Source organism: Moritella sp. 5 (assembly GCF_018219455.1).
GTDB lineage: Bacteria > Pseudomonadota > Gammaproteobacteria > Enterobacterales > Moritellaceae > Moritella.
Genome location: NZ_CP056122.1, coordinates 448,440 through 469,366, shown reverse-complemented (window position 1 = coordinate 469,366; position 20,927 = coordinate 448,440). Strand labels below are relative to the sequence as shown.

At 37.1% G+C, this 20,927-nt stretch carries 13 protein-coding genes, 1 tRNA gene and 1 pseudogene; 4 read left to right on the top strand and 11 right to left on the bottom strand.

Annotated elements, in window-relative coordinates; translation table 11 throughout:
* Nucleotides 1-8: 8 nt before the first annotated feature.
* Together HWV01_RS02180 and HWV01_RS02175 are read right to left on the bottom strand one after the other, a co-directional pair.
* Nucleotides 9-560 carry a cytochrome b gene (locus HWV01_RS02180; RefSeq protein WP_211673872.1) on the bottom strand — a complete coding sequence of 184 codons (552 nt, stop codon included), beginning with the start codon at nt 558-560 and terminating at the stop codon, nt 9-11.
* Between the two features lie 363 nt (nt 561-923).
* Nucleotides 924-2,288, bottom strand: coding sequence for an endonuclease/exonuclease/phosphatase family protein (locus HWV01_RS02175; RefSeq protein WP_211673871.1), 1,365 nt, complete (start codon nt 2,286-2,288; stop codon nt 924-926).
* A gap of 309 nt (nt 2,289-2,597) precedes the next feature.
* On the opposite strand from HWV01_RS02175, the gene HWV01_RS02170 reads away from it, so the two are divergent.
* Together HWV01_RS02170 and HWV01_RS02165 are read left to right on the top strand one after the other, a co-directional pair.
* A complete protein-coding gene (locus HWV01_RS02170; protein ID WP_211673870.1) occupies nt 2,598-3,002 on the top strand; it encodes a hypothetical protein in 405 nt (134 codons plus the stop codon).
* A gap of 17 nt (nt 3,003-3,019) precedes the next feature.
* Nucleotides 3,020-4,753 carry a putative Ig domain-containing protein gene (locus tag HWV01_RS02165; protein WP_211673869.1) on the top strand — a complete coding sequence of 578 codons (1,734 nt, stop codon included), beginning with the start codon at nt 3,020-3,022 and terminating at the stop codon, nt 4,751-4,753.
* Nucleotides 4,754-5,060: 307 nt separating this feature from the next.
* Here the strand turns inward: HWV01_RS02165 and HWV01_RS02160 are convergent, their stop codons facing one another.
* From HWV01_RS02160 to HWV01_RS02135, 6 genes and pseudogenes are all read right to left on the bottom strand, one after another.
* Nucleotides 5,061-7,463, bottom strand: a complete 2,403-nt coding sequence (locus HWV01_RS02160; protein WP_211673868.1) for a cytochrome c peroxidase — start codon at nt 7,461-7,463, stop codon at nt 5,061-5,063.
* Nucleotides 7,464-8,521: 1,058 nt separating this feature from the next.
* On the bottom strand, nt 8,522-8,968 hold the full coding sequence (locus tag HWV01_RS02155; RefSeq protein ID WP_211673867.1) for an Arm DNA-binding domain-containing protein: 447 nt from the start codon (nt 8,966-8,968) through the stop codon (nt 8,522-8,524).
* 383 nt (nt 8,969-9,351) lie between these two features.
* The gene (locus tag HWV01_RS02150) at nt 9,352-11,250 is read right to left on the bottom strand and encodes a hypothetical protein (protein WP_211673866.1); all 1,899 of its coding nucleotides are present in this window, start codon (nt 11,248-11,250) and stop codon (nt 9,352-9,354) included.
* 767 nt (nt 11,251-12,017) lie between these two features.
* Nucleotides 12,018-12,102, bottom strand: a tRNA-Leu gene (locus HWV01_RS02145).
* Nucleotides 12,103-12,293: 191 nt separating this feature from the next.
* A pseudogene (locus HWV01_RS02140) lies at nt 12,294-12,602 on the bottom strand (AbgT family transporter); the annotation flags it as partial.
* A 439-nt stretch (nt 12,603-13,041) separates the two neighbouring features.
* A complete protein-coding gene (locus HWV01_RS02135; RefSeq protein ID WP_006030497.1) occupies nt 13,042-13,251 on the bottom strand; it encodes a cold-shock protein in 210 nt (69 codons plus the stop codon).
* A 299-nt stretch (nt 13,252-13,550) separates the two neighbouring features.
* Here HWV01_RS02135 and HWV01_RS02130 point away from each other — a divergent pair, with 299 nt between their 5' ends.
* The gene (locus HWV01_RS02130) at nt 13,551-15,011 is read left to right on the top strand and encodes an Eco57I restriction-modification methylase domain-containing protein (protein WP_211673865.1); all 1,461 of its coding nucleotides are present in this window, start codon (nt 13,551-13,553) and stop codon (nt 15,009-15,011) included.
* A 45-nt stretch (nt 15,012-15,056) separates the two neighbouring features.
* Here HWV01_RS02130 and HWV01_RS02125 read toward each other — a convergent pair whose 3' ends face one another.
* The 3 genes from HWV01_RS02125 to HWV01_RS02115 form a co-directional block, all read right to left on the bottom strand.
* Nucleotides 15,057-15,923, bottom strand: coding sequence for a hypothetical protein (locus tag HWV01_RS02125; RefSeq protein ID WP_211673864.1), 867 nt, complete (start codon nt 15,921-15,923; stop codon nt 15,057-15,059).
* Between the two features lie 222 nt (nt 15,924-16,145).
* Entirely contained in the window at nt 16,146-19,271 is a 3,126-nt protein-coding gene (locus tag HWV01_RS02120; RefSeq protein WP_211673863.1) for a hypothetical protein, read from the bottom strand.
* 63 nt (nt 19,272-19,334) lie between these two features.
* Nucleotides 19,335-19,799, bottom strand: a complete 465-nt coding sequence (locus HWV01_RS02115) for a hypothetical protein (RefSeq protein WP_211673862.1) — start codon at nt 19,797-19,799, stop codon at nt 19,335-19,337.
* Between the two features lie 686 nt (nt 19,800-20,485).
* Here HWV01_RS02115 and HWV01_RS02110 point away from each other — a divergent pair.
* Complete coding sequence (locus HWV01_RS02110; RefSeq protein WP_211673861.1) at nt 20,486-20,740, top strand: hypothetical protein; 255 nt, start codon at nt 20,486-20,488, stop codon at nt 20,738-20,740.
* Nucleotides 20,741-20,927 lie beyond the last annotated feature (187 nt).

The following is a 20,927-nucleotide window of genomic DNA, read 5'->3' as shown; positions in this document are numbered from 1 at the left end:
AACTCAAGCTACTTCTTAAACCAGAACATGCGTTTCAGCGTGCTGTCTTTATCAATATAATGATGTTTCAAGGCCCCGACGACATGCATAACAATAGCAAAAATAATTATCGGCATTAAGGTGCTATGTATATAACTACCTATACTCACAACGCTTTCATTTAACACCATCGGCTTTTCAGTTACAGGATCAATACTGCCTGCAATCAACTCTAATCCAAAAACAGATAAACCATGACCACCGCCTACTGACATCATCAAACCTGATATAGGAAAGAGCAGTGTTGAGATAATTAAAACCCAATGAATCACCTTTGCTGCAATATGTTCAATCGCCTTGCCTCCAGCAACCTCTGATGGCCAACCCTCCCTAATACGCCAAACGATACGGATAAAGGCAATAAATAAAACTAAAAAACCCAACGACTTATGAATATTATACAAAGGGTAAGCTTTATTTTCGGTCATATAGATACCAACTATGATCAATCCAATCATGGCGACAGCAACAATGATATGCAATAAACGCGTTACGGTTGATAGTTCTTGATCTGATTTCATCAGCTTAATTCTCTCTCTTAAATTTACGCCCAAGTTTACAAATTAATCTGGTTAAACGAGGGTTTAAAAGGCAAAGCAAGGACATAACAAGCTAAAACTAATCTTAGTCGATATATTTGCTATAGGATAGGTAAGCTAGATTATAACAATGGTATTCACGATTCGAAGGTTAAGTGTATAGAGAGAAATAGTTAAGTTTATTGGCGCGATTTTAGGACTAAGTTTAGGGATATTAATTAAGAAAATGCAGGTAACTTATTTTGGAAATAAATAGGATTGTGCTAGATGCAACAAAGCCTGATAATTTCTATAAAAATAGCAATACACCTTAAATGTATTGCTATTTTTCGCTGACTGCTACAATTATTGCAGTTTAGCTTTAATCCAAATCATACGGTGATCTGAAGAAACTGATTTACTGTCACCATATTGACCAAGACGATCATCATTGAATAACTTACGTCCCTCCTCGTAAGATGCAGACCAATAAACACCAGCGTCAATAACATTCAAGTTTGCAGAAGGTATAGCGTAATCAACTGCAAGTCCGAATGTTGAAGATATACGGCTCGGTTTTGGATGACTAAGCCTTTTATCTGTTGCATGCTCTGATGCACCATAGCTAGTTGGATACAATTCACCATTCATCACACTCTGGTTTACTAAAGGATCATCATGAAGTGCTTGCATTACATCACTCTCGCCATCTCCAGCTACTGGGTCAAGATTTTGATCACCCATAATAACGAATTTAGCATCGTCGGCTAACCCTCCATTCTGACCAGCATCGTCGTAGAAGAAGTCTTTACCTTGAATATATTGATTCCAAAACTTAACTTCAGCAGCATTTTGAGATTTATTTTTACCTGGATCGAATACTGGAGGCGTGGGGTGAGACATTAGAAGGTGAATAACTTCATCACCGTTAGCTGTTGGAATAATAATTGGAGCATCTACATGGTTCTTAGAAGAAAGGCGAACCTCCTCCCACTCTTCAGAAGAATACCATTTATCGCCGCAGTTCATGCTATTAGGGATAGCCTGTGAACCGTCACAAATAGTGATCGTTGGAATTTTTTCACCTGCAAGATCTTTCCATTTGAACGTCTGGAAAGTACGTGTATTCTCAGAATCAATCTTATACTGAGACATCAGCGCGAACGCATATTGACCATGATACATACCAAACCCCCAAGCATCACCGGGGCCTCCAATGTGACCATCATTGTTTAGGTCGAGACCGCTAGATAGGCCAGTGTTTGTTGAATATGACTCAAAATATGGGAATGTAATTGGATCAAGATTAGCTTCCCCACCAGCACCATCGATACTTTGGGCTATAGATAAGTAATTATCTTGAAAACCAATGAGTGCTGATTTATCTTCACCAATACCATCATTATTGTACTCCGCCATCATAAGCACACTAGGACGATTCTTCTGGATAACAGCAGCAACATTACGAATTTGGATAACGTTTTCTGCAATTTCTTTATCAGCATCCGCAATTGAGCCGTCCAAGTAAGCAGTGACAAGTTCTTTTTGTTTTGCAGGTGTAACTTGCATCTCAGCGACAAGAGCTTCGAATGAATCACGATCAAATGAAAGATTATATGCTGCGATTTTGACTTCTATTGGTTGTACAGGAGTATCTATATATTTTGTACTAACACAACCCGAAAGAATAACGGAACTAACAACTAAGGCTAATGTAGAAAGAGTTTTCATCTGAATTACGTACCATTTAGAATAATTTAACCAATAATACATAAGCCAATACAAAAAATGCAATCTAAATATAATCTATTGAATTAATTACACAATTAAATAAAACCAATTCCAAAAGACAAGAAGAGGACCGTAAAGTACCAGATACAACAACTCCGCAACACAACAACCCCTAAATGGGTACTAAAGCTTCTTTACATTAAATTACAATGGTATAATTCAGCCTATTTAAAATATATCGACACAATACTTATGACAAATGACAAATACAGAATTTGACATTGTCAACGCTCAAATTCATGGATGATAATGATGAAAAAATTTAATTTTTTGCCTATATTAATCGCTGTAGCCTTAACTGGTTGCGAAGGCTCTGGTGGCTCAAATACAAGTGAGCAGAATACCGTATCTGATGGTGTAATAGTTACTGCCATCGATGGTTATTTACATAAAGCTCAAGTTTGGGTCGATAAAGATGGAAACTTAAATAATGGCTGTGAAGTAAATACTAATTCTGAGACCAGTATCGATGGAACAGTAGAAATAGATAGCCAGTATAAAGGCCTTGCTATATGCGTAAAAGCAATAACAGACCGAACTGTTGATACGACACGTGGCATTGTCACCAAAGGGTTTGAACTTAAAGCACCAGCTGGGAACAACAAAGGGCCACTGGTTGTGAATCCGATGACAAATATGGTTGTAAAAAATTAACAGCTGATTCTAGCCTATTGATTATCGAAGCTAAACAGCTGATTTTGAATACAATAAACGATACATCTAAATTAAATGTCGATGAAGCACTTGTTTTTGGTGATTATTTAAAAGTGGAGTCCAATGAAGCCGCAGCCCTTAATGTGATAGGTGAAGTACTTGTAGACTACATTGAGCAACCAATATCTACGCAGCTAGAGATAGCAAAAAAAGTTGCCGAATTAACAAGTGATATGATCGAAAATGAACAGCCGTTAGATAATTTATCCCCTGTCGTTTTGCTAGAAGATGCTGGATATCCTTTAACTGTAAGCCCTAATGAGCGTCCTAACGTAACAAACAATCTAAAAGCACAATCAGTCGAATTTGGGTTCGCTTTGCAGGAATTCAGTATTACAAAATATTTTTCTAATAATGACAACGACACGTTAACCTATATTCTAATATCAACAGATGGAAGCAATGGAATAACTATCGATAAAACTAACGGTATTATTACAGGCGTTCCTGAAAAAACTGGTGTATTTAAATACCAAGTATTTGCACATGATGGATATAGTAGCTCTCTCCCTCTTGAATTTATTCTTACAGTAAAATCTTCAAATAAAGAGCCTACAGTTAACAAAAAGGTTCGCGATCAAATACAACAGCAGCTTTCGTCACTAATTTTTGAACAAGGTCAACAGATCAATGAAGCTGTTGATGCAACAAATTTATTTACTGATTTAGATGGCGATATTCTAGAGTTTACATTTAAAATATCAACTGAAGACCTTTTTGTTAATATCGATGGCGGGAATCTTTCAATCATAGGTAAACCAAAAACTAATGGTGCTGTAACAATAACCCTTACGGCCAGTGATCATATTAATAGTATACTAGCTCAAGCTGAGTTTACATTAATGATCCAAGACGCAACTGTTGAACCAACTCCAGAGCCACTTATCTCGATAACCCCAACTTCTTTACTAAATAAAAATTTATACTTTGCTGAATCTCCAAAACAAAGTATGACAGCTAATTATTGCCAGACTTTCAAGCTAGTAGGTAATCTACAATCAGGTGAATTTTATTTGGGTAATGATTTATCGACTACAACTTGCGGTTCAATCACAGCCAAAGCAAGTGGGACCTATACAATACAAAATAATATTATATCCATTATAAGTATTAATGGTGATTTCACCTTAACGCTATTAAACGAAGATAATATTAACCATTATGTGATAAGTCGGTATGAGCAAAATAATGAGGATGAAGAGTACAGTGCATTTAGTGCATCAGAGCAATCTTCTATTATTGAAGCGCGCCTCATTACTCAACACAGAAACGATCTGGGTTTACAACGTGAGACTTTATGGATCAATGATATATTCACACAATCAAATACAGGCGTGTACGCGCATACTTTCTATATTGGCGAACCTGAATTTGCGCCTGGAACAGAAATCGATTTTTTCTTTGAGCAAAACTTAAATTGTGACGAATTAATTAGTAATTACCGAGGGATTGAAATTGATGGTATTTTGTATGACGAAACATCAAAAGGACACTTTGACGGTAAGGACTTTCCAAGGTTTGAATGTCGCGATGATGATGAAAAGCCATCTACTTACTTACATATCCTAATAGATGCTACATTTAACGATTCTCAAATATTAAATATTACTGTTGTCCCCAGAGACCAAGTTAAGCATATAGTTCCAATAATTAGGCGTAACTTTACATACAAGTACGTTTATTCAAATTAAAGTTATATTCGACATACTAATAAGATTTCTTCTGACAGTCACCTATTTATGGTGACTGTCATTTTGTGGTGTAGTTATTACTAGGTTTTATACGATCACAAACTCGCTTATCGCGAGTTAAGTTATGTAAACGCATTAATTCACGCCCTGGGTTTTCAACCTTCAGCTTTTATAAAAAGCCTGTTAATAAATATAAAGCTGCATCTGCTTTAGCGTTATCCATACCAACTTTCCAAAGTGCTGGGGCAGGTTATGGGGAAATGCGGCGTCAACTTTTAACGCCGCAATACACGGAAAGTGTTAGTCACTATAGCTCAACCGAAGTGATCCCCATCTCTTCCGGCGTTGCACTATCTGTGCGTACATCAGCAGAAATAGCAGACATGAAAGAATCAAGAGCTTGGAGTTCTGCTAATGTCATGCCAAGTCGTTCTATTAGCGGAGAAACAGTAGGAAAGTTACTATCATATTTAGATTCATATTGTGGGAAGTTGCCACTACGGTTTCTTGTCATGCCGTTGTTATACATTGCCAACAACCCAAAAGCTTTGAAATTAGGAATCGTCCACATGAGCTTGAAGAAACCAAGGTGAGTCGTTGGGTCTGTTGCTTTGATATCTCGTAGCATCGGTACTCTGAACCGGCCCATATCTTCAGGTTTGAATGTCACACTATAACGACCACGGTCTTCGAATTTGCGACCATAATAAGTTAAGCCAATGTTCTCGAACTTATTATTGCTCATCATCGAGCCACTATGACAATTCATGCAGCGTGCTTTGGTTCGGAAAAGGTGCAGTCCATGCAATTGTTGATCGGTCAATGCATTTGTATCCCCTTCCAGAAACTGATCAAAGGCACTGTCTTTACTGATGATTGTTCGCTCGAAGGTGGCAATTGCTTTAGCAATCCGGTCAAGGGTTATGGTTGTATCACCAAATGCTGCATTAAATAACGCCGGATACTGCAGTTTTTGATCCAATTTTAGCAGCAGTTCATCGAGAGGTTGGCCCATTTCAATGGGGTTAGCAATTGGATGTAAAGATTGTTCTTCCAGCGTTCCGACACGCCCATCTAAAAACAAGGTGTCATAGTAGGCCGTATTGATGATGGTTGGCGTATTTCTTGACCCTTTTTGACCATCAATACCAATTGCAGTAGTTAAACCATCAGCCCATCCTTTGGCCGGATCGTGACAACTTGCACAAGAAAGAGTGTTGTCCTTAGAAAGAGTTTTATCGAAAAACAAGGTTCTTCCAAGAGTCACTTTTTCTTTAGAGTAGGGGTTATCAGCAGGAAATGGCACCGCCGGACGTAGACCTAACTCTTGCCACTCCACTCCTTCAGCGACTCTCGGCTCCGGCCAGGCTGACGGAGACTGTGAATAGACCTTTCGTAGTTCGACTAGATCAACGGGTGTATTAATTGAACTGATATTGGACCATACATCATAGGACTCAAAGCTATACAGCAGAGCTATTCCATTATCTTCTTCTGTCGGTTGTGCTATTACCTCACCACCTGATGAAAAAGAGACAAGCACCTGCTGGCTATCTTCATCTGTTGCCCAGTATCGAGCGGATATATCTAGGCTCGGAAATGTATTTGGAAACTTGACATCAGTGTCAGAAAATAGTGCTGATAGCTCAGTAACTGAAGGGAGGCGCCAATTCGATTTCTTACATACTTCCGAATCATTGATCGTTTGAATAGTAGTACCGAGATCCTCTTTGGTCGAGTTCTTTTCTGCCCGTTCACTAGTATTCCAGAGCCGGATCCCATAGTCACTGATTTTAACTCGTCGAATATCATCAACGCATGACCAAGGTTGTTCATTATAGGTTAGCGTTTGATCACTAAGAGGCCAGCCGCTGCTATCCAAGCGCAGGAAGTCACTAGTTTCGTCATTGGGTGTGCTTGCTTGATTGAATAATGACTTTCGTGCAGCTTGAATTAGAGTGCTGTTGGTGGCAAAGAAAGCATTCTTAGCCATTTTATCCACTTGGAATTTAGCCATCATTTCATAGGTAGTTTTATAATAGAGCTTTGATGGATTCTCGCGAGCCACTTCTGCGGCAATCATCAAATCTTTTACTTGTGTTAAATAGTCATTTTGAGCACTGCCACTACGCTTGATCTGGATTTCCTTTATAGATAGCCATCCATTTAGATCTGTATCTGCCTGAGCAAATTCAGCGGTTGACTGTAAGCTCACTTCAACAACAGGCGAAGAAGCCTCCTCTTGGTTCTTGATAGATAGGTCGGCTCTGGCTAATTGAGAAGCTGCTTGGTTTTCGGTAATTTTACTGAGAGTCTTGACGTTCTCACTCAGGTACTTAAATGTATCTACATTCAGCGAGACACTGATCTGTAAAGGGTGCTCAATATTTGTACCGACCGGAACGGTCACATTAATACGAGAATCATTATCTACCGTACCCACTATTGCCAACTTAGTGCTGGGTTGGGAGACAGTAAAAGTGCTTCCTGCAGCTTCATCATGGGTTACTTTAGCTGAGAAAGTAAATGCTTCCTCCAACATTTTGGACTGTGGTGTAGGCTCTGGTGCAGGCTTTGGTGCAGGCTCTGGTGCAGGCTGTGGTGTAGATGATAGGAAGCGGTTATCCTTGCAACCATTTAGTACTAACAGTGTGCTGATAAACACTACCATTGATATTGATCTACGAGAAAATTGGAAATTGTGGGACATACTCTGCCTTTAATGCAAATGATAATGATAATGATAATGATTTTCATATTAATTAAGGGCGGTGAATTTACACTTAATTTGAGTAATATTCAATACATAAATTAAGTTCTTACAAGTTCTTACAAGTACTTACAAGTACTTTTTTGTATGATGTGAAAACGCTTCGCTGGGTGTAAAAAGCAACTGCGATGCTATCAATTCGTTATCAATGGGCCCACCAATATCAGATGAAGGTGACTTTCACTCAAAAAATAAATGACTTAAACTCGTAATTTAAGGTGATCCATAACTTTTCTTTCGAGTTATGCCTAGGGGCTGTCGATCTTTGGTGACATTGTAAATATAAGTTGCAACCTCATATAATTTACTTCGCAAAAAAAAGAGGTCGCCATGGCGTGATTAACCTAAATACTTTGGGCGATGGGATACCGTTTATCGTCGATTTTTCTCTGGTCGAGAAAAGGGTGGCTCTTCCTTTGCTGCTTAGGCATCATAATGTCATTATTCTTGAGATTATGCTGATAGCATTATCGTAAGTCATGTGTGTTACTTGTTATCTACCCCCTACCTGCACATCACACATCAACCACAACACCATATGACATAAGCGCAAGCCACATTTACCAATTTCAACATAATAACGTAGCAACCTTCACCATCAATAAACCTACCAATTACGCATGCTAATTCCAAAGGACAAGAAATGGACCGTAAAGTACCGGATATGGACAAGAGCAAGTTTTCTAAGGGTAATAACGTGAGTTTATTGCTGAATATTTCTGAGGATATAACGTAAGGAAAGTTAGTTGGAGCTTTTCATTGTGCCAGATACAACAAAGCCCCAACTTTCGTTGAGGCTCTATTACTTAAATATGGTGCCCGAGGACGGACTTGAACCGTCACTCCTTTCGGAAGAGGATTTTGAATTCCTTGAGACGCCTTTACAGTGATTATAAACACTAGGATCTTATTGGATACTCTTGTTCATTATTTGGGATTGTGTTGGATCTAGTTAGCTGTTGATGCACACAGGAATAACTCCACAAATCAACTTCTGACTAATTATATCTAGTACCACAGAGCTCCTGAATCACTTTCATCCAAATCCAAGTTTTCTTACGACGTTTAGCCAAGGGTAAGTAGCTATCGTAGAAGAATGATTTAACGATTGGATAATCAACCTGATTGTCACGTTCAGCTTTAGGGTCAATACAATCAGCGATCATACCCTTATACTTGCGATCTACATTTCTAGCTTGGTTAATATCAATATTAGGAAAACGCCCGATAGTAATACTGCATTTACAACTGTTAAATTTGTAACGTAATAGGAAACGTTTATTACCTGTTTTACCGGATAGACATTTCAAGCCGATGATTTCAGTATCAGATACTTCAAGTTCTGTTGATGATGAATTTGCTGGGTTGGCGGGAAGAGATTTTAGATTGGCGCTGGTGAATTTAAATTTTTTGGTGGTGATGGGGTTAGTGCTATTGATGGTCATATTAATACCTCGTTGATTAGAAATATAAGGTATTAATATGTTTTTGAATATCGGTTAGTTACGATAGGTTTTTATATAGAGCGTGATTGAAACGTAATTTGTGATAATGGAATTTTCTTTGTTGCTTTATATTCACAGAGATCCCCCCCATAAAGTCCCGAGATATAGAAATGATAATATCGAATATTACGTAGTCATCAATAAACTCTATAGATTCTATTAACGCAGGCTCTTGTGTACATGAATTTAAGGATCAGATAACATCATATACAGAGCCGTAACCATCCTTTAAAGATTCATTAGCAACGCCAATAACAGCCCCTCGACCGTACTTAATGTAATAAACTTTATTCTCTTCAATTTGTAAACTTATCAGGTAGTGATTATTCTTCTAGCTCATAGCAAATTCGAAAGCCTGTCTTAATACCTTTATATTTACCAGTGTTACTTTTGGGGGGGCAACAACGAATAATATGATCATTATTATAAAAACTTTTTAAATTTCCAGAACGAATACTAGTTCCTTCCATCAGCCATTCAGCAAAATAATTTGATTGCATAAATTCAAGCCCAAAGCTATTAATATGCTTATCTATATTACCAAACTTTAAATCCAATGCTTGAAATTCACCCTCAGCCATATATGCAGGGTGTTCAGGAAACACTTTACCATCACGATCTACAAATTTTAAATCTGAAGCTGTATTTTTTTGTGTTTTGGATATTTTTTCTTCTGCTCTAATCAATTCATATTCATTAACAGTTAATAACCTAGCTGGTATTTCGGTATTAGCTTCAAACCAGTTTAAATAAGCAAGAACATCAAACCAAGTGACTGAGACTGGTAATGTAGAATCATCTTCATTGTTAACAGAATCCAAATTATCTCCTATTCTGTATTCCATATAATCAGCTCTTGAAATCGCGAAACGATTTAAATCGTCAATAGTGATAAGCTGAGATACCATCAATCGTTTTCCACCTAGCAAAACTTCATTAAAACAGGCAAGCCGTTTACCCGTTCTTAACTTCTTAGGTACAAAACCCCCCTTGTCTTTATAATAATCTTGAAGGACTACATCCTGTCCTGGGTAGTTATATTGATAATGCCCTTTTTCATAATATAAATTTTCTGCACAATGTCTATCCATCTGACGCCAGCCTTGATACTCAAAATAATGCCAACGAAGAAACTGATAATCTGATATACACGAGGGGATATCGGCACGTTTTAATGCTTTACCAAAAATTTGATGTTCAAAAATTTCATCTCGCTGATTCTTAAATACAAAATCGTATTGTCCATCATCACCTCTTAGAAAAATTAAGTTGTTGTTAAAGGGAATCACATCAACCCAACCATTTTCACTCTGCTCAATCCGCTCCCGAAACAAATTAAACTTTAGCGTGGGCAACTCCTTAACCTTATTCAAAGCTACTTTATCTGGATTTTCCAAATATATTTCAACTTGACTAGATCGTTGGTTCGGTTCCATTAAAGAGTCACCGAGTAAGTTAAATGAAAAGTCTAGGGATACCATAAAACTACCAACAACAACGTCCATTAACGTTCTATTCGAAAAGCAATTATATCTGTCGACACCAGCTTGTATAGCGTTCCTATCTGCTACATAATTATTACCAGCTGTAATATCGAAAAAACTTCTTAATGGTCTTTTGTCATATTTACAATCAGGAATAAGACTAGGATTAGCACGCGCAATCTTTATATTATGCTCTACGATATCTTTTTCTAACTCGAACTCTATAGGTATCCCAAAGCCTTTATTATTTTTCAAACCCATTGGACTTTGACCAGACAGATTATCAAATATTCTAGGAAAGTAATTATGCCCATCATCAATAGTATGCTTATAGTCAAAATTGTAACCAGTGAATATTTTTTCAGGTAAAGGGTGACCAGAATAAAATAATCTTTCAGAAAGATCCTGATGGGTGATATCTGTTAGGAGGGTGTCAAACCCTTTTAAACGCTGCTTTAACAAATCAACTCTTTTTTTCATTCCATGCTTATTTAGAAATGGAACAAGCTCTGAATCATAGACTCTTTGATATGCAGGAAAGCCGCCTTTAATACCAAGCATCTTCGTTACTGCATTCAGTAACGTGGTGTGTTTTATAGGCTCTCTATCACATGTTTTTTTCTTTGCTTTCTTTATTGAAGCTTTAATACTAGATGGCTCAAGATCTGTGATCTCGACGATGTGAAAATTTTGTAAGGGTAGATAAGAAGCTGGTGCAGATAAATTACTATTGTACATATTCTAATCCTTTAAAATAATGAAAGTTCAGTTCAGTTAAATATACTCATGCCCCGCGTATACGGTGTACTTCTTAGTTGGCAAAACGGTTTAACTGAATAGGAACAATATTAATTCTAGGAATACATATTATGTTCTTGAGAGCTTTGTTCGCAGAAGTACAATACTTACCATTGGTATGCCTCAACCCGTCATAAAGAATAGCTAAGTCGCTGATATAAAGTCAATACCTAATTAATATTTTTTAAAATCCATACAAATATAGCTCAGAAGATAATAAAGGTAGTGCATGTTACTTATTATCTATCCCCTACGCGCTAATCACACACATGCCACAACCCCATATGGCATAGACACTTCCCACGATAACCAATTACGAAAAAAGACGTGACGACTTTCAAAATTAATAAATAAGCAAATTACGCATACCAATTCTAAAGGACAAGAAATGGACCGTAAAGTACCGGAATCCCACCCAACCTAACTTAATGCTAATACTGCCAGTTACAACCACCAGCGAAACTAACAATCCTCAAAGTACAGGACAGCCTTGGATCTAGTGAGATTGCCTTACGCACAGATTCTGCATGCGAAAGTACCGGATATGGACAGGAGCAAGTTTTCTAAGGGTAATAAAGTGAGTTTATTGCTGAGTATTTTTGAGGATATAACTTAAGGAAATACGAGGTAACTTATTTTATAAATAAATAGGATTGTGCCAGAAACAACAAAGCCCCAACTTTCGTTGAGGCTCTATTACTTAAATATGGTGCCCGAGGACGGACTTGAACCGTCACTCCTTTCGGAAGAGGATTTTGAATCCACCGCGTCTACCGATTTCACCACTCGGGCATAGGTCAACATTATACATAGCAAACGATGCCAAGCAAGGCGTTTCTCAATATCACCAAAGCAACTGTTCAAAATTAAAGCAAACAACATAAAACGCATAAAAAAAGACCCGTAACAATTGGTTATCCAACTATTGCGGGTCACTTAACACTTAGGCTTTCACCTAAGCTAAATGATTAAAGTCATAAAGCTTAAGGCGTATAATAAGTTGCCGCACCAGGACCAACTGGTAGACCAAATACAAATACCCAAAGGTAGAATAGAACACTCCAACCTACTAGGAAGCAGATTGAGTAAGGTAGCATAGTCGCGATCAGTGTACCGATACCTAGGTTCTTCATATAACGCGTTGCAACAGCAAGAATAAGACCGAAGTAGCTCATCATAGGCGTGATAATATTCGTTGCTGAATCACCAATACGGTATGCTGCTTGGATCGTTTCAGGTGCATAACCAACTAGCATTAACATTGGGATAAAGATAGGTGCTGTTACTGCCCATCATCCACCTGAGCGGACCATCCAGCACAACTAATATTCACAAATTTTGCTACGTATAACCACTTTCAAAATCTCTTTAGAGCCTGAATAACAAGTCATAATTGATGGACAGGAAACTGGACCGGAAAGCATATTAGTTACCAAATTAGGCGCATAAAGACTAGAACGATGTAACGACTGACCACAGAGGAATAATCATCTAAACTCAAAAAACGTTATGACACTTTAATAGTGTATAATATTAATTATTGCAATTAAGTAAAGAATTAGTAACAGAATAGAATAAAAATACTAAGCGATAAAATAAGAAGCGAAATCCAAAAGTTCGGTAAGTGGATGTTATTTATTGAAGAGTGATACGAATAATTATTTTTTCTTTAATAAAAAGAGTGAACCAAGTTCACCCTTTAATATCTTTCAAGCAACTAATGATAAACTCTTATAGAGGTTTAACATTCTCAGCTTGAGGACCTTTTTGGCCTTGACCAACAGTGAACTCAACTTTTTGACCGTCAGTTAGAACTTTAAAGCCATCAACTAAGATAGAGCTGAAATGAACGAAAACATCAGGACCATTTTCTTGCTCAATAAAACCGAAACCTTTAGCTTCATTGAAGAATTTTACTTTACCGATTACTGTATTAGACATAATAATACCCTGTATAAATGTAGTTAAAAAAAAAATAAAAAACCAGGGTTTAACCTATATAAACATTATATAACAGTAATCAATAAATCCTAGACTTACTGAACTAGAGATATAAACGAGCCTAATTTCTTGAGTGCAATTATACATGATTGTGAGTCTAAGGCAACGATTACACTCTGGTTTTTATCATGCGTAACTTCACAATACTACTTACTGTATATATATACATGTTCATTGCAAAGGTACCAGCTGTCTGTTAAATTTACAGCATCCAGTTCTTTACTAAGTTGAATCATGATATGAATAACCAATATACCGATAAATCATTCCAAGGCTTTTTCACTAATGCTGATGACATCAGACACACTATGATTGAGTTACTGGGGGACACTACAGGGCATGAAATCATTGAACCCTGCTTTGGTGAAGGTGCGTTCATTAAAGATTTAAAAGGCACTCCAAAGCAGATCCATGCCATAGACATAGATAAAGAACATTTTAAGAGTGACGTAAAATTCGACAATTGCAATTACTACAACTTAGACTTCATTGACTACCATATACACCCAGAAAATAGAACTGAAACTCTACCTAGTGTTCAATACGATTCAACAATATGCAATCCTCCATATGGCCTAAAGTTCACTACTGAATATAGAAAAACAATTAAGAAAAAATTACCCGGGGTTTACGCAAGAGAATCGTACGGTTTATTTTTCTATCTAACATTGAAGGCTTTAAAGGAAAATGGAAAATATGTTTTTATTATGCCAGATACCTTTTTAACAAGTACTCATTTAACTTATTTAAGAAAATTCATTACAGAAAATGCAAAACCCTCGCATATAATCCAATTCAAAAGTAAAAGGTTTGGCTCGGTTAACTTTGGATATGGGAACTTATGCATTATTGCTGGAACAAAAAACAAAATAACATCAGATAGCTCTATAAATTGGATTGATGCCGTCGCATCCAATGAATCATTAATGAATTTAATTAAAACAGATAAAACAGAAGTTCAAGGCTCATACTTTATAAATAACTGTGATGACGCATGGGTAAGCCCAAAACTATTGAACTCAGTATCATTTAATCGTGATGTAACGACTTTAGGTGAAATAGCGGATTGTAAAACAGGTATATATACCGGAGATAACACAACCTATTGTGGCTACAACATAGAGACCCCTCCCAAACGACTGAATGGACATCCTGTAAATTGGACTGACGTAACAACAACACCAACTTTAGATGAGAGAGAGACTGGAATCAAGAAGGAAGTTGCGTACGTACCATTCATCAGAGGGGGACATCGTCAACCATTTGAAACAACAGCAAGTTGCATTCGATGGGATAAAGAAGCTATCAATTTTTATGATAAAAACGAAAAGGCAAGATTACAAAATAAAAACTTTTACTTTAAAGAGGGGTTAGCTGTCCCAATGGTAACTTCAGGCAGACTTTCAGCCTCTATCCTTAACAATGCTATATTTGATCAAGGTGTCGTCGGGGTCTTCGCTAATGACAATAATTACCATGATTTTTTATTAATTTACCTAAACGATGATTTCTCATCAAAACTAAAATCATTAATCGCCCCAGGTGCAAATAACTCAGCAAATTATTTAAAGAAGTTAAAAGTCCCAAAACTGACAGCAGCAGAACTACATGAAGCGAAAGAAATAGTAAAAATAGCAAAATCAATTGGTTGGAAAGAAACTGAATCAATGCGTTCTAAATATATAGCATCAGTTACTTAATTATAGGGTGCAAGGTAAATCAGACCTTGCACCCATACTTTAAACTTACCAGTTCAAGTAGCCATGGATATTCTCTCTGACTAGATACGCCCAAAAATCAGGAGACAAGTCATGTTCAAAATCAATTGCTTCACGCCTTACTTCACAAATACCAGCATCAGTCAATTCATCAATTTTACTATAAGCATCATCACCACAAAAAACTGACCAGAGGTTACTACGTCTAATTGTATTTAAATAATTATTATTTTCATTCTGCCTAACTAGAAACAACAGTTCTACATTTCTATCCCAATGCTTATAAGCCTTGCCCACAGCCAATAATCTTAGCGTATTGCCTTTCTCATTCGAACCAAAGCCACTTTTAAAATCAATTATATGGTTACGTTCATGAAGATTAAACATCTCATCCTCAACCATATTAATTTCACCAACTAGTTCAAAAATCTCATTAACATCAGCTAGTAATCGATTGCGCTGGTCAAGGGTGCTAGTGTAACTTGCTATATTATGTAAGAAGTTATTCTTAACTTCATCAAATTGAGGCGCTCGAATTCTATAAAGAGTTTCTTTTTCAGAGTGATCCCAAGCTGCTTTACAAAACCGCTCCCAAAGCTCACCATTTCGTCGAGAAAAAGCCATATATTCATACGGCCACACTGTATTTCTATATTCAAAACTCATCACGGTATAGCAATATTGAACAAGCATATAAAGCTTTGGTCGGTTTAACTGAGGGTATCTAGTAACTAATAAACTACCGACTCTATTTTTAACACTCTCAACTGCGTTGTTAATTAAAGTAGCTTTTTTATTCCTTGTGATATCTCGGTTTTGAATTTCAAAAGTAACCGCCCTTAATTCAGTATGAAAAAAATCAAAAATTTCTTCCTTTAATTGAGTGTAATTCATTTTCTTTTAAACGCCTTATTCACATAATATATAGCCTCTATAGTACACTATGATAAATAACATTACATTTCATATAGATAAAATTTGCAGGTTTAAGCCTAGGTGCTTTCTGGTTCAATAATGTAATCATCTTCTCGATATCATCACCAGCAACCAGTGCAGGATTCGCCAGTAACAAGTTACGAGAAGATGTGTACAGATTGTCGTTATAGAACACTGGCTTTAAGAATTCTTAACTAATTCCATCATCTCAGCAAACTCTTCTTTCATGAAAAATTTACCAACTTCCATATCAGGATATTGACTCATAACCCATTTAAGCAACGGTATTGATTTAGGTGCAGCTGGCATCATGTTTTCTTCAATATTACGATTCTTAGCATTAGTAAAATCTGACTTCTTAACGGGGTAACCTGCGTTGGTAAATAATTCAATTAAATCATCGTATTTACGTTTTGTACCATCAGGCGCATCCTTAGATAATCCCCATGAATCATTAGTCAATGCAGTCAATACTAAACGCTTGAATATCCCCTCAGAACTATCATTCTCATACTTCTGACCTTTCACTGTCATTACAGCTTTAATCTTATAAAAGTCCATCCAGTTATCCCAGTCATAAAGCGTTTTAAGACAATTACCACCTACTCTTATCTTCTTAGGCTTCTTCTCAGGCTCCTTACTAGATTCCTTATCTGCCTCACCACTAGGCTCTACAGCTGTTAACTTACCCTTCCTCCAACCGTCAAAAGCAGAACGAGCAAGTTCACCTTCCTTATGGTTCTTCCATGGCACAGTATCAAACGTAAGATGGCTAACTGTCTTACCCGTAAGAGGATTACGAACATCAACCATAGAAGGGTTTACTGGACGTCTTTTAAAATCAAAATCAAGATTCAGATACTTATCATGTTTGATTTCAATTAAATCTAACTCATGCAAATACATATCACGTTCAGAAACAATGCAGTTATTCGCTACTTTGTCAGAAGGTTGTCGATTTAAGAACAGATCAACCATCCAATCATTTTCATTAACACAATCACGAGGTGGTTTAATACCAGCTTTAGCGGTAACTGGCTTTTTATATAACGCTGACATCTCAGGGTTAGTACCATCATCTTCCATCATTTCGGCTGTCAACTGTCCACGAGTTTTCATTGCTATGATTTGCTTAACTTGATGCTTTAATACAAGTGCATCATCATCACCAAATCGAGCACATAAAGCTTTAAATCGCGCTGTAGTAGATTGGTATGTTTTACCGTTTAAATGATACTCATCAATGATCATCTCATCAGCATTACCCAAGTCAGTCAATAATCCGTCCGTGGTCGCGCTATAAACTGTAACGTCATCACCAACGTTCGCTAATAATTCTGAAAGTACGGATCTGATAAATCCTGTTACGTGAGATGCGAAATACGAATTAGTAATAGGTGAGGGTCCAGACGGTTTACTCAACCCTGTTTTAGGGTCGAACCTATTCCGTTGGAACCCAACCCCAGCAGCGATTTTTCCGTATGCAGTATTACCTACGTCTTTTATTATAGCTTCGAGGAATGTACCTTTATGCCTTTTTCTCAGCTTACGGATCACTTTAGTAAAGGGTTCAAAGACAGGCTCTGCATTCTTAACCCAAGGAATAATATCACCGTAAAGAATTTCAATTTCACAGCCCATGTTATAAGCAACGGCTATCTCTGGAGCAGTACAATAAGTTTCACCCTCTAACGGGTAATAAAGACCATACAATTCGGTTCTAACAGGCAATGAAGGGAATCGCGTACCTTCCGCAAACTTAAACTTCACATAAGCAAAACCCATGACATGACCAAGATAATCTTCAATCTTTGTTGAAGAAAAAGAAGCTCTGTAATCCACAGGTAAAATATCAACAAGCCCAGTAGTATAAGCCCCTGCTAAATCCCAATCACTGATAGTGCCCTTAGCTGAGGCTCCAAATACATAATCCTCATTCCTACCACCAAAGAAACATCGACGAGCTGTTGCTTCATTCCTATCTCGTTCACCAGATAGCACTGCTAATTTATTTGGTATAGAGCGATGCTTACGTTCATCCCATTTATAAGCTGTCACTTCTTCCATCCCAAACACTTCATTAAATGTCATGTTTGGGATTAAGGGAGCAGTATTGTTCTCAGCCTCAGCAGCCCTCTTTTCATATTTATCAGCAAATATATTTTTAAATAACGCTACTGATAAATTACCAAGCGTATTAGGGAGATACTTAATCCGATTAGATGAACTATTTTTAGTTCTAGCGCCACCTTCAGGTACTTCACTATCATCATTATCAAATACATCATTCAATTCAGTTAAAACAAGCTCCTCTAAATAGCGGCTATACTTAACCGTTATTTCCGCATCTCTAATCGAATACCGCTCGAAAGCACCCTTATTCTCGTCCAACAGCTTACTCATTTTTTCAATAGAGTAACCAGCTGGAAGCTTAATTTTAGGGATACCAATGGCCTCACCAATCACATCAAGTGAGCAGCGTCCGGGAGAAAGGAATAATGTATCTTTTAGATGAAGAGTCGTTCTTTCTAGACGTTTACCGTTATTTTTATAAGTCACATATTTTGGCTTGTACTGCGATGCACCAATAGCACGTAAATCTAAACCATAATCACCACGCGCATTACTAGCAACAGCCTTAGCAGCATCTAACTTATTACTTTTGATATTCCAATAAGCATCAAATGAGGCTATATCAGCTCTCATAAAATGAGCATAAATAAATGTTTTCTCCGGATACTCGGATATCCAACCATGTCGCTTAGCATAATTTATGATCTGGAAAATATAATTATTAAAATCAAAACGGTCTTTTTTATCGGTACTCGCAGGGTAATCAACCCCCTTAAATTCACGACCATCTGCGGTCAGTAAACAATATTGGTAAGATAAGATCTTATTACATTCATTTTCTTCATCATATTCAAACTCAGTATCAATACCGATATGAATATTACTACCTTGAGCCTTTAGGTATTTAAATCGAGATTTACGGTCAATGTGATATTGAATCAGTTCCTTTTCCACATCTTTATTTTCTTTAACAGGCTTAACCCTATTAGCTAAATATTGTTGTAATTCAATAGTGCTGTCTTTTTGATACTCAGGTCCAAAACGGCGCTCGATTCCATCCAGTAGGTCACGAAGTTGAGCACTTTGAGTAGCCCTTTCAGTAGCTTCTCCACCTGTGATCGTGGAGTATGAAATTGTACTTACATATTTATCGGATTTTTTCACAGGGCTAGATATTACTGTTTTCTCGACTTGTTCATCTTTAGTCTGTTCTGGAGATAATGTAGTTGTCATACTGTATACCAACGTTCTATATCATGCGGGTCAGGTAAAATGTGGTTCTGTGCTTGTACTTTATTAGCGTAATCCCAACTCATCCCAATCAGGCTGATAGAGCTTAGTTTTTAGTCCCTTCACCTCAAGAGCCTTCAGTAGCTCTACTTTAAAAGTCTCATGCTTACTTTCATCTGGCAAACTCACGAAATCAACAATATCATCATACTCGTTACGCAAGATGAAGCCCTTATAAAGCGTCGTGATCAGTTCAATTGCCATGATTTGACCTTTACGCAATAAATTACCATTAGGCAATTCAATAAAGTAATTCCCCTTCTGAACATCAGCTTTCTTCAATTCAACAACCAGTTTCGCAAATACGTTAGATGCAGCGGTTTCAGTATCATATTGCTTAAAATCAATAGTCTTAGCTTTCATGCCTAATAACACGATTGTCTCTTCAAGCAGTAGAGCACCATGAATAGTTTGCATTGAACGCTCAACGCCACTCGGGGTGTTTATAAAACCTGTTTTAGTATCAGCCATTTAATTCCATACCTTAGTCAAATAACTAACATCATAATACTTTCATACCCACATGCTGTAATTACCTTCTAAAATAACAACATTCATCAAGTTGTTGCGATTTTATTGCCCACTCTGCGCACAGTGGTCGATGCTAGAACCCCGTGATTAAAGGCCTGAGAGGATGGTCTAGCAGAATTATATGGGTAAGAGATATTGCGCATCCCATTCAAGACTACATTTACCCTCCTAATTTTAAGCATTGATAGTTGCGCAGAGATTGCTTACCCGACTACTCGTGACAAATTCGGTCTAAGATTCTTTTTATGATTTATCACTGCCTAATCTGATGGGGATAGTTGGGTAGTATCTTGATGGTTAATAAACCCAGTAAAAATTAAGCGCTCTAATATGATGGGTAAATTCTGGTATTCGTGATGAATTAAGGTTCTTGATTACTGACTTAATATCACTGGACGAGGTCGCGCATTATCTCTTACCCATATAATTCTTTTAGACCTTGGCTTTAACGAAGTTAAAACAAGGGCTTGCATCAATACCCACTGTGCCACCTCATAGATTTACGCGCAGAGATACGGCTTAAACGTCTATTTTTATACAAAATTAAATCAACAATAAATTAGTTAAAATTTTAATTGTCCTAACGTTTCATCGAAGGGCGATTCCATACATAAGGAAAAATAAAAATGAGTACATTTAATTTATTTGTTGAAGCGTTTAAGGCAAAGGTAATACTTAAAGCAAACCAAGGTAAAGCTGCAAGAATTAAGGAATTTGATGCCATCGTAAATGACATTGAAATGATGCATGGTGCTATACCTGATATCTGTAGAATTAGAGCGCACTTCATCGTGTGTATATCTAGCCGACCTAATTGGGGCTGTCGTAAGGTTATTGAAGAGTTTGATAACACAGTTGCCACAGTTAGAGGTGATAGTTGATAGCAGGTAATATGTGTGATTTATTGGTATGTCTGTATTAGTGGGTAATTTTATTCACTAATATAGGTATTAATGTAGGGGTTAAGGGGGTTAACGAAGTTAAGCAACGACCCCCTACATTAATAGAATCACCTAGAAAAAAATAAAAGTCATTTCCCCAAATACAGCTGGGAAATGGCTTTTTTCA

Bases quoted from the DNA above. Each gene is read 5' to 3' on its own strand.
- HWV01_RS02180 (WP_211673872.1), bottom strand. From the start codon at position 560: ATGAAATCAGATCAAGAACTATCAACCGTAACGCGTTTATTGCATATC.
- HWV01_RS02175 (WP_211673871.1), bottom strand. From the start codon at position 2,288: ATGAAAACTCTTTCTACATTAGCCTTAGTTGTTAGTTCCGTTATTCTT.
- HWV01_RS02170 (WP_211673870.1), top strand. From the start codon at position 2,598: ATGATGAAAAAATTTAATTTTTTGCCTATATTAATCGCTGTAGCCTTA.
- HWV01_RS02160 (WP_211673868.1), bottom strand. From the start codon at position 7,463: ATGTCCCACAATTTCCAATTTTCTCGTAGATCAATATCAATGGTAGTG.
- HWV01_RS02155 (WP_211673867.1), bottom strand. From the start codon at position 8,968: ATGACCATCAATAGCACTAACCCCATCACCACCAAAAAATTTAAATTC.
- HWV01_RS02150 (WP_211673866.1), bottom strand. From the start codon at position 11,250: ATGTACAATAGTAATTTATCTGCACCAGCTTCTTATCTACCCTTACAA.
- HWV01_RS02135 (WP_006030497.1), bottom strand. From the start codon at position 13,251: ATGTCTAATACAGTAATCGGTAAAGTAAAATTCTTCAATGAAGCTAAA.
- HWV01_RS02130 (WP_211673865.1), top strand. From the start codon at position 13,551: ATGAATAACCAATATACCGATAAATCATTCCAAGGCTTTTTCACTAAT.
- HWV01_RS02125 (WP_211673864.1), bottom strand. From the start codon at position 15,923: ATGAATTACACTCAATTAAAGGAAGAAATTTTTGATTTTTTTCATACT.
- HWV01_RS02120 (WP_211673863.1), bottom strand. From the start codon at position 19,271: ATGACAACTACATTATCTCCAGAACAGACTAAAGATGAACAAGTCGAG.
- HWV01_RS02115 (WP_211673862.1), bottom strand. From the start codon at position 19,799: ATGGCTGATACTAAAACAGGTTTTATAAACACCCCGAGTGGCGTTGAG.
- HWV01_RS02110 (WP_211673861.1), top strand. From the start codon at position 20,486: ATGAGTACATTTAATTTATTTGTTGAAGCGTTTAAGGCAAAGGTAATA.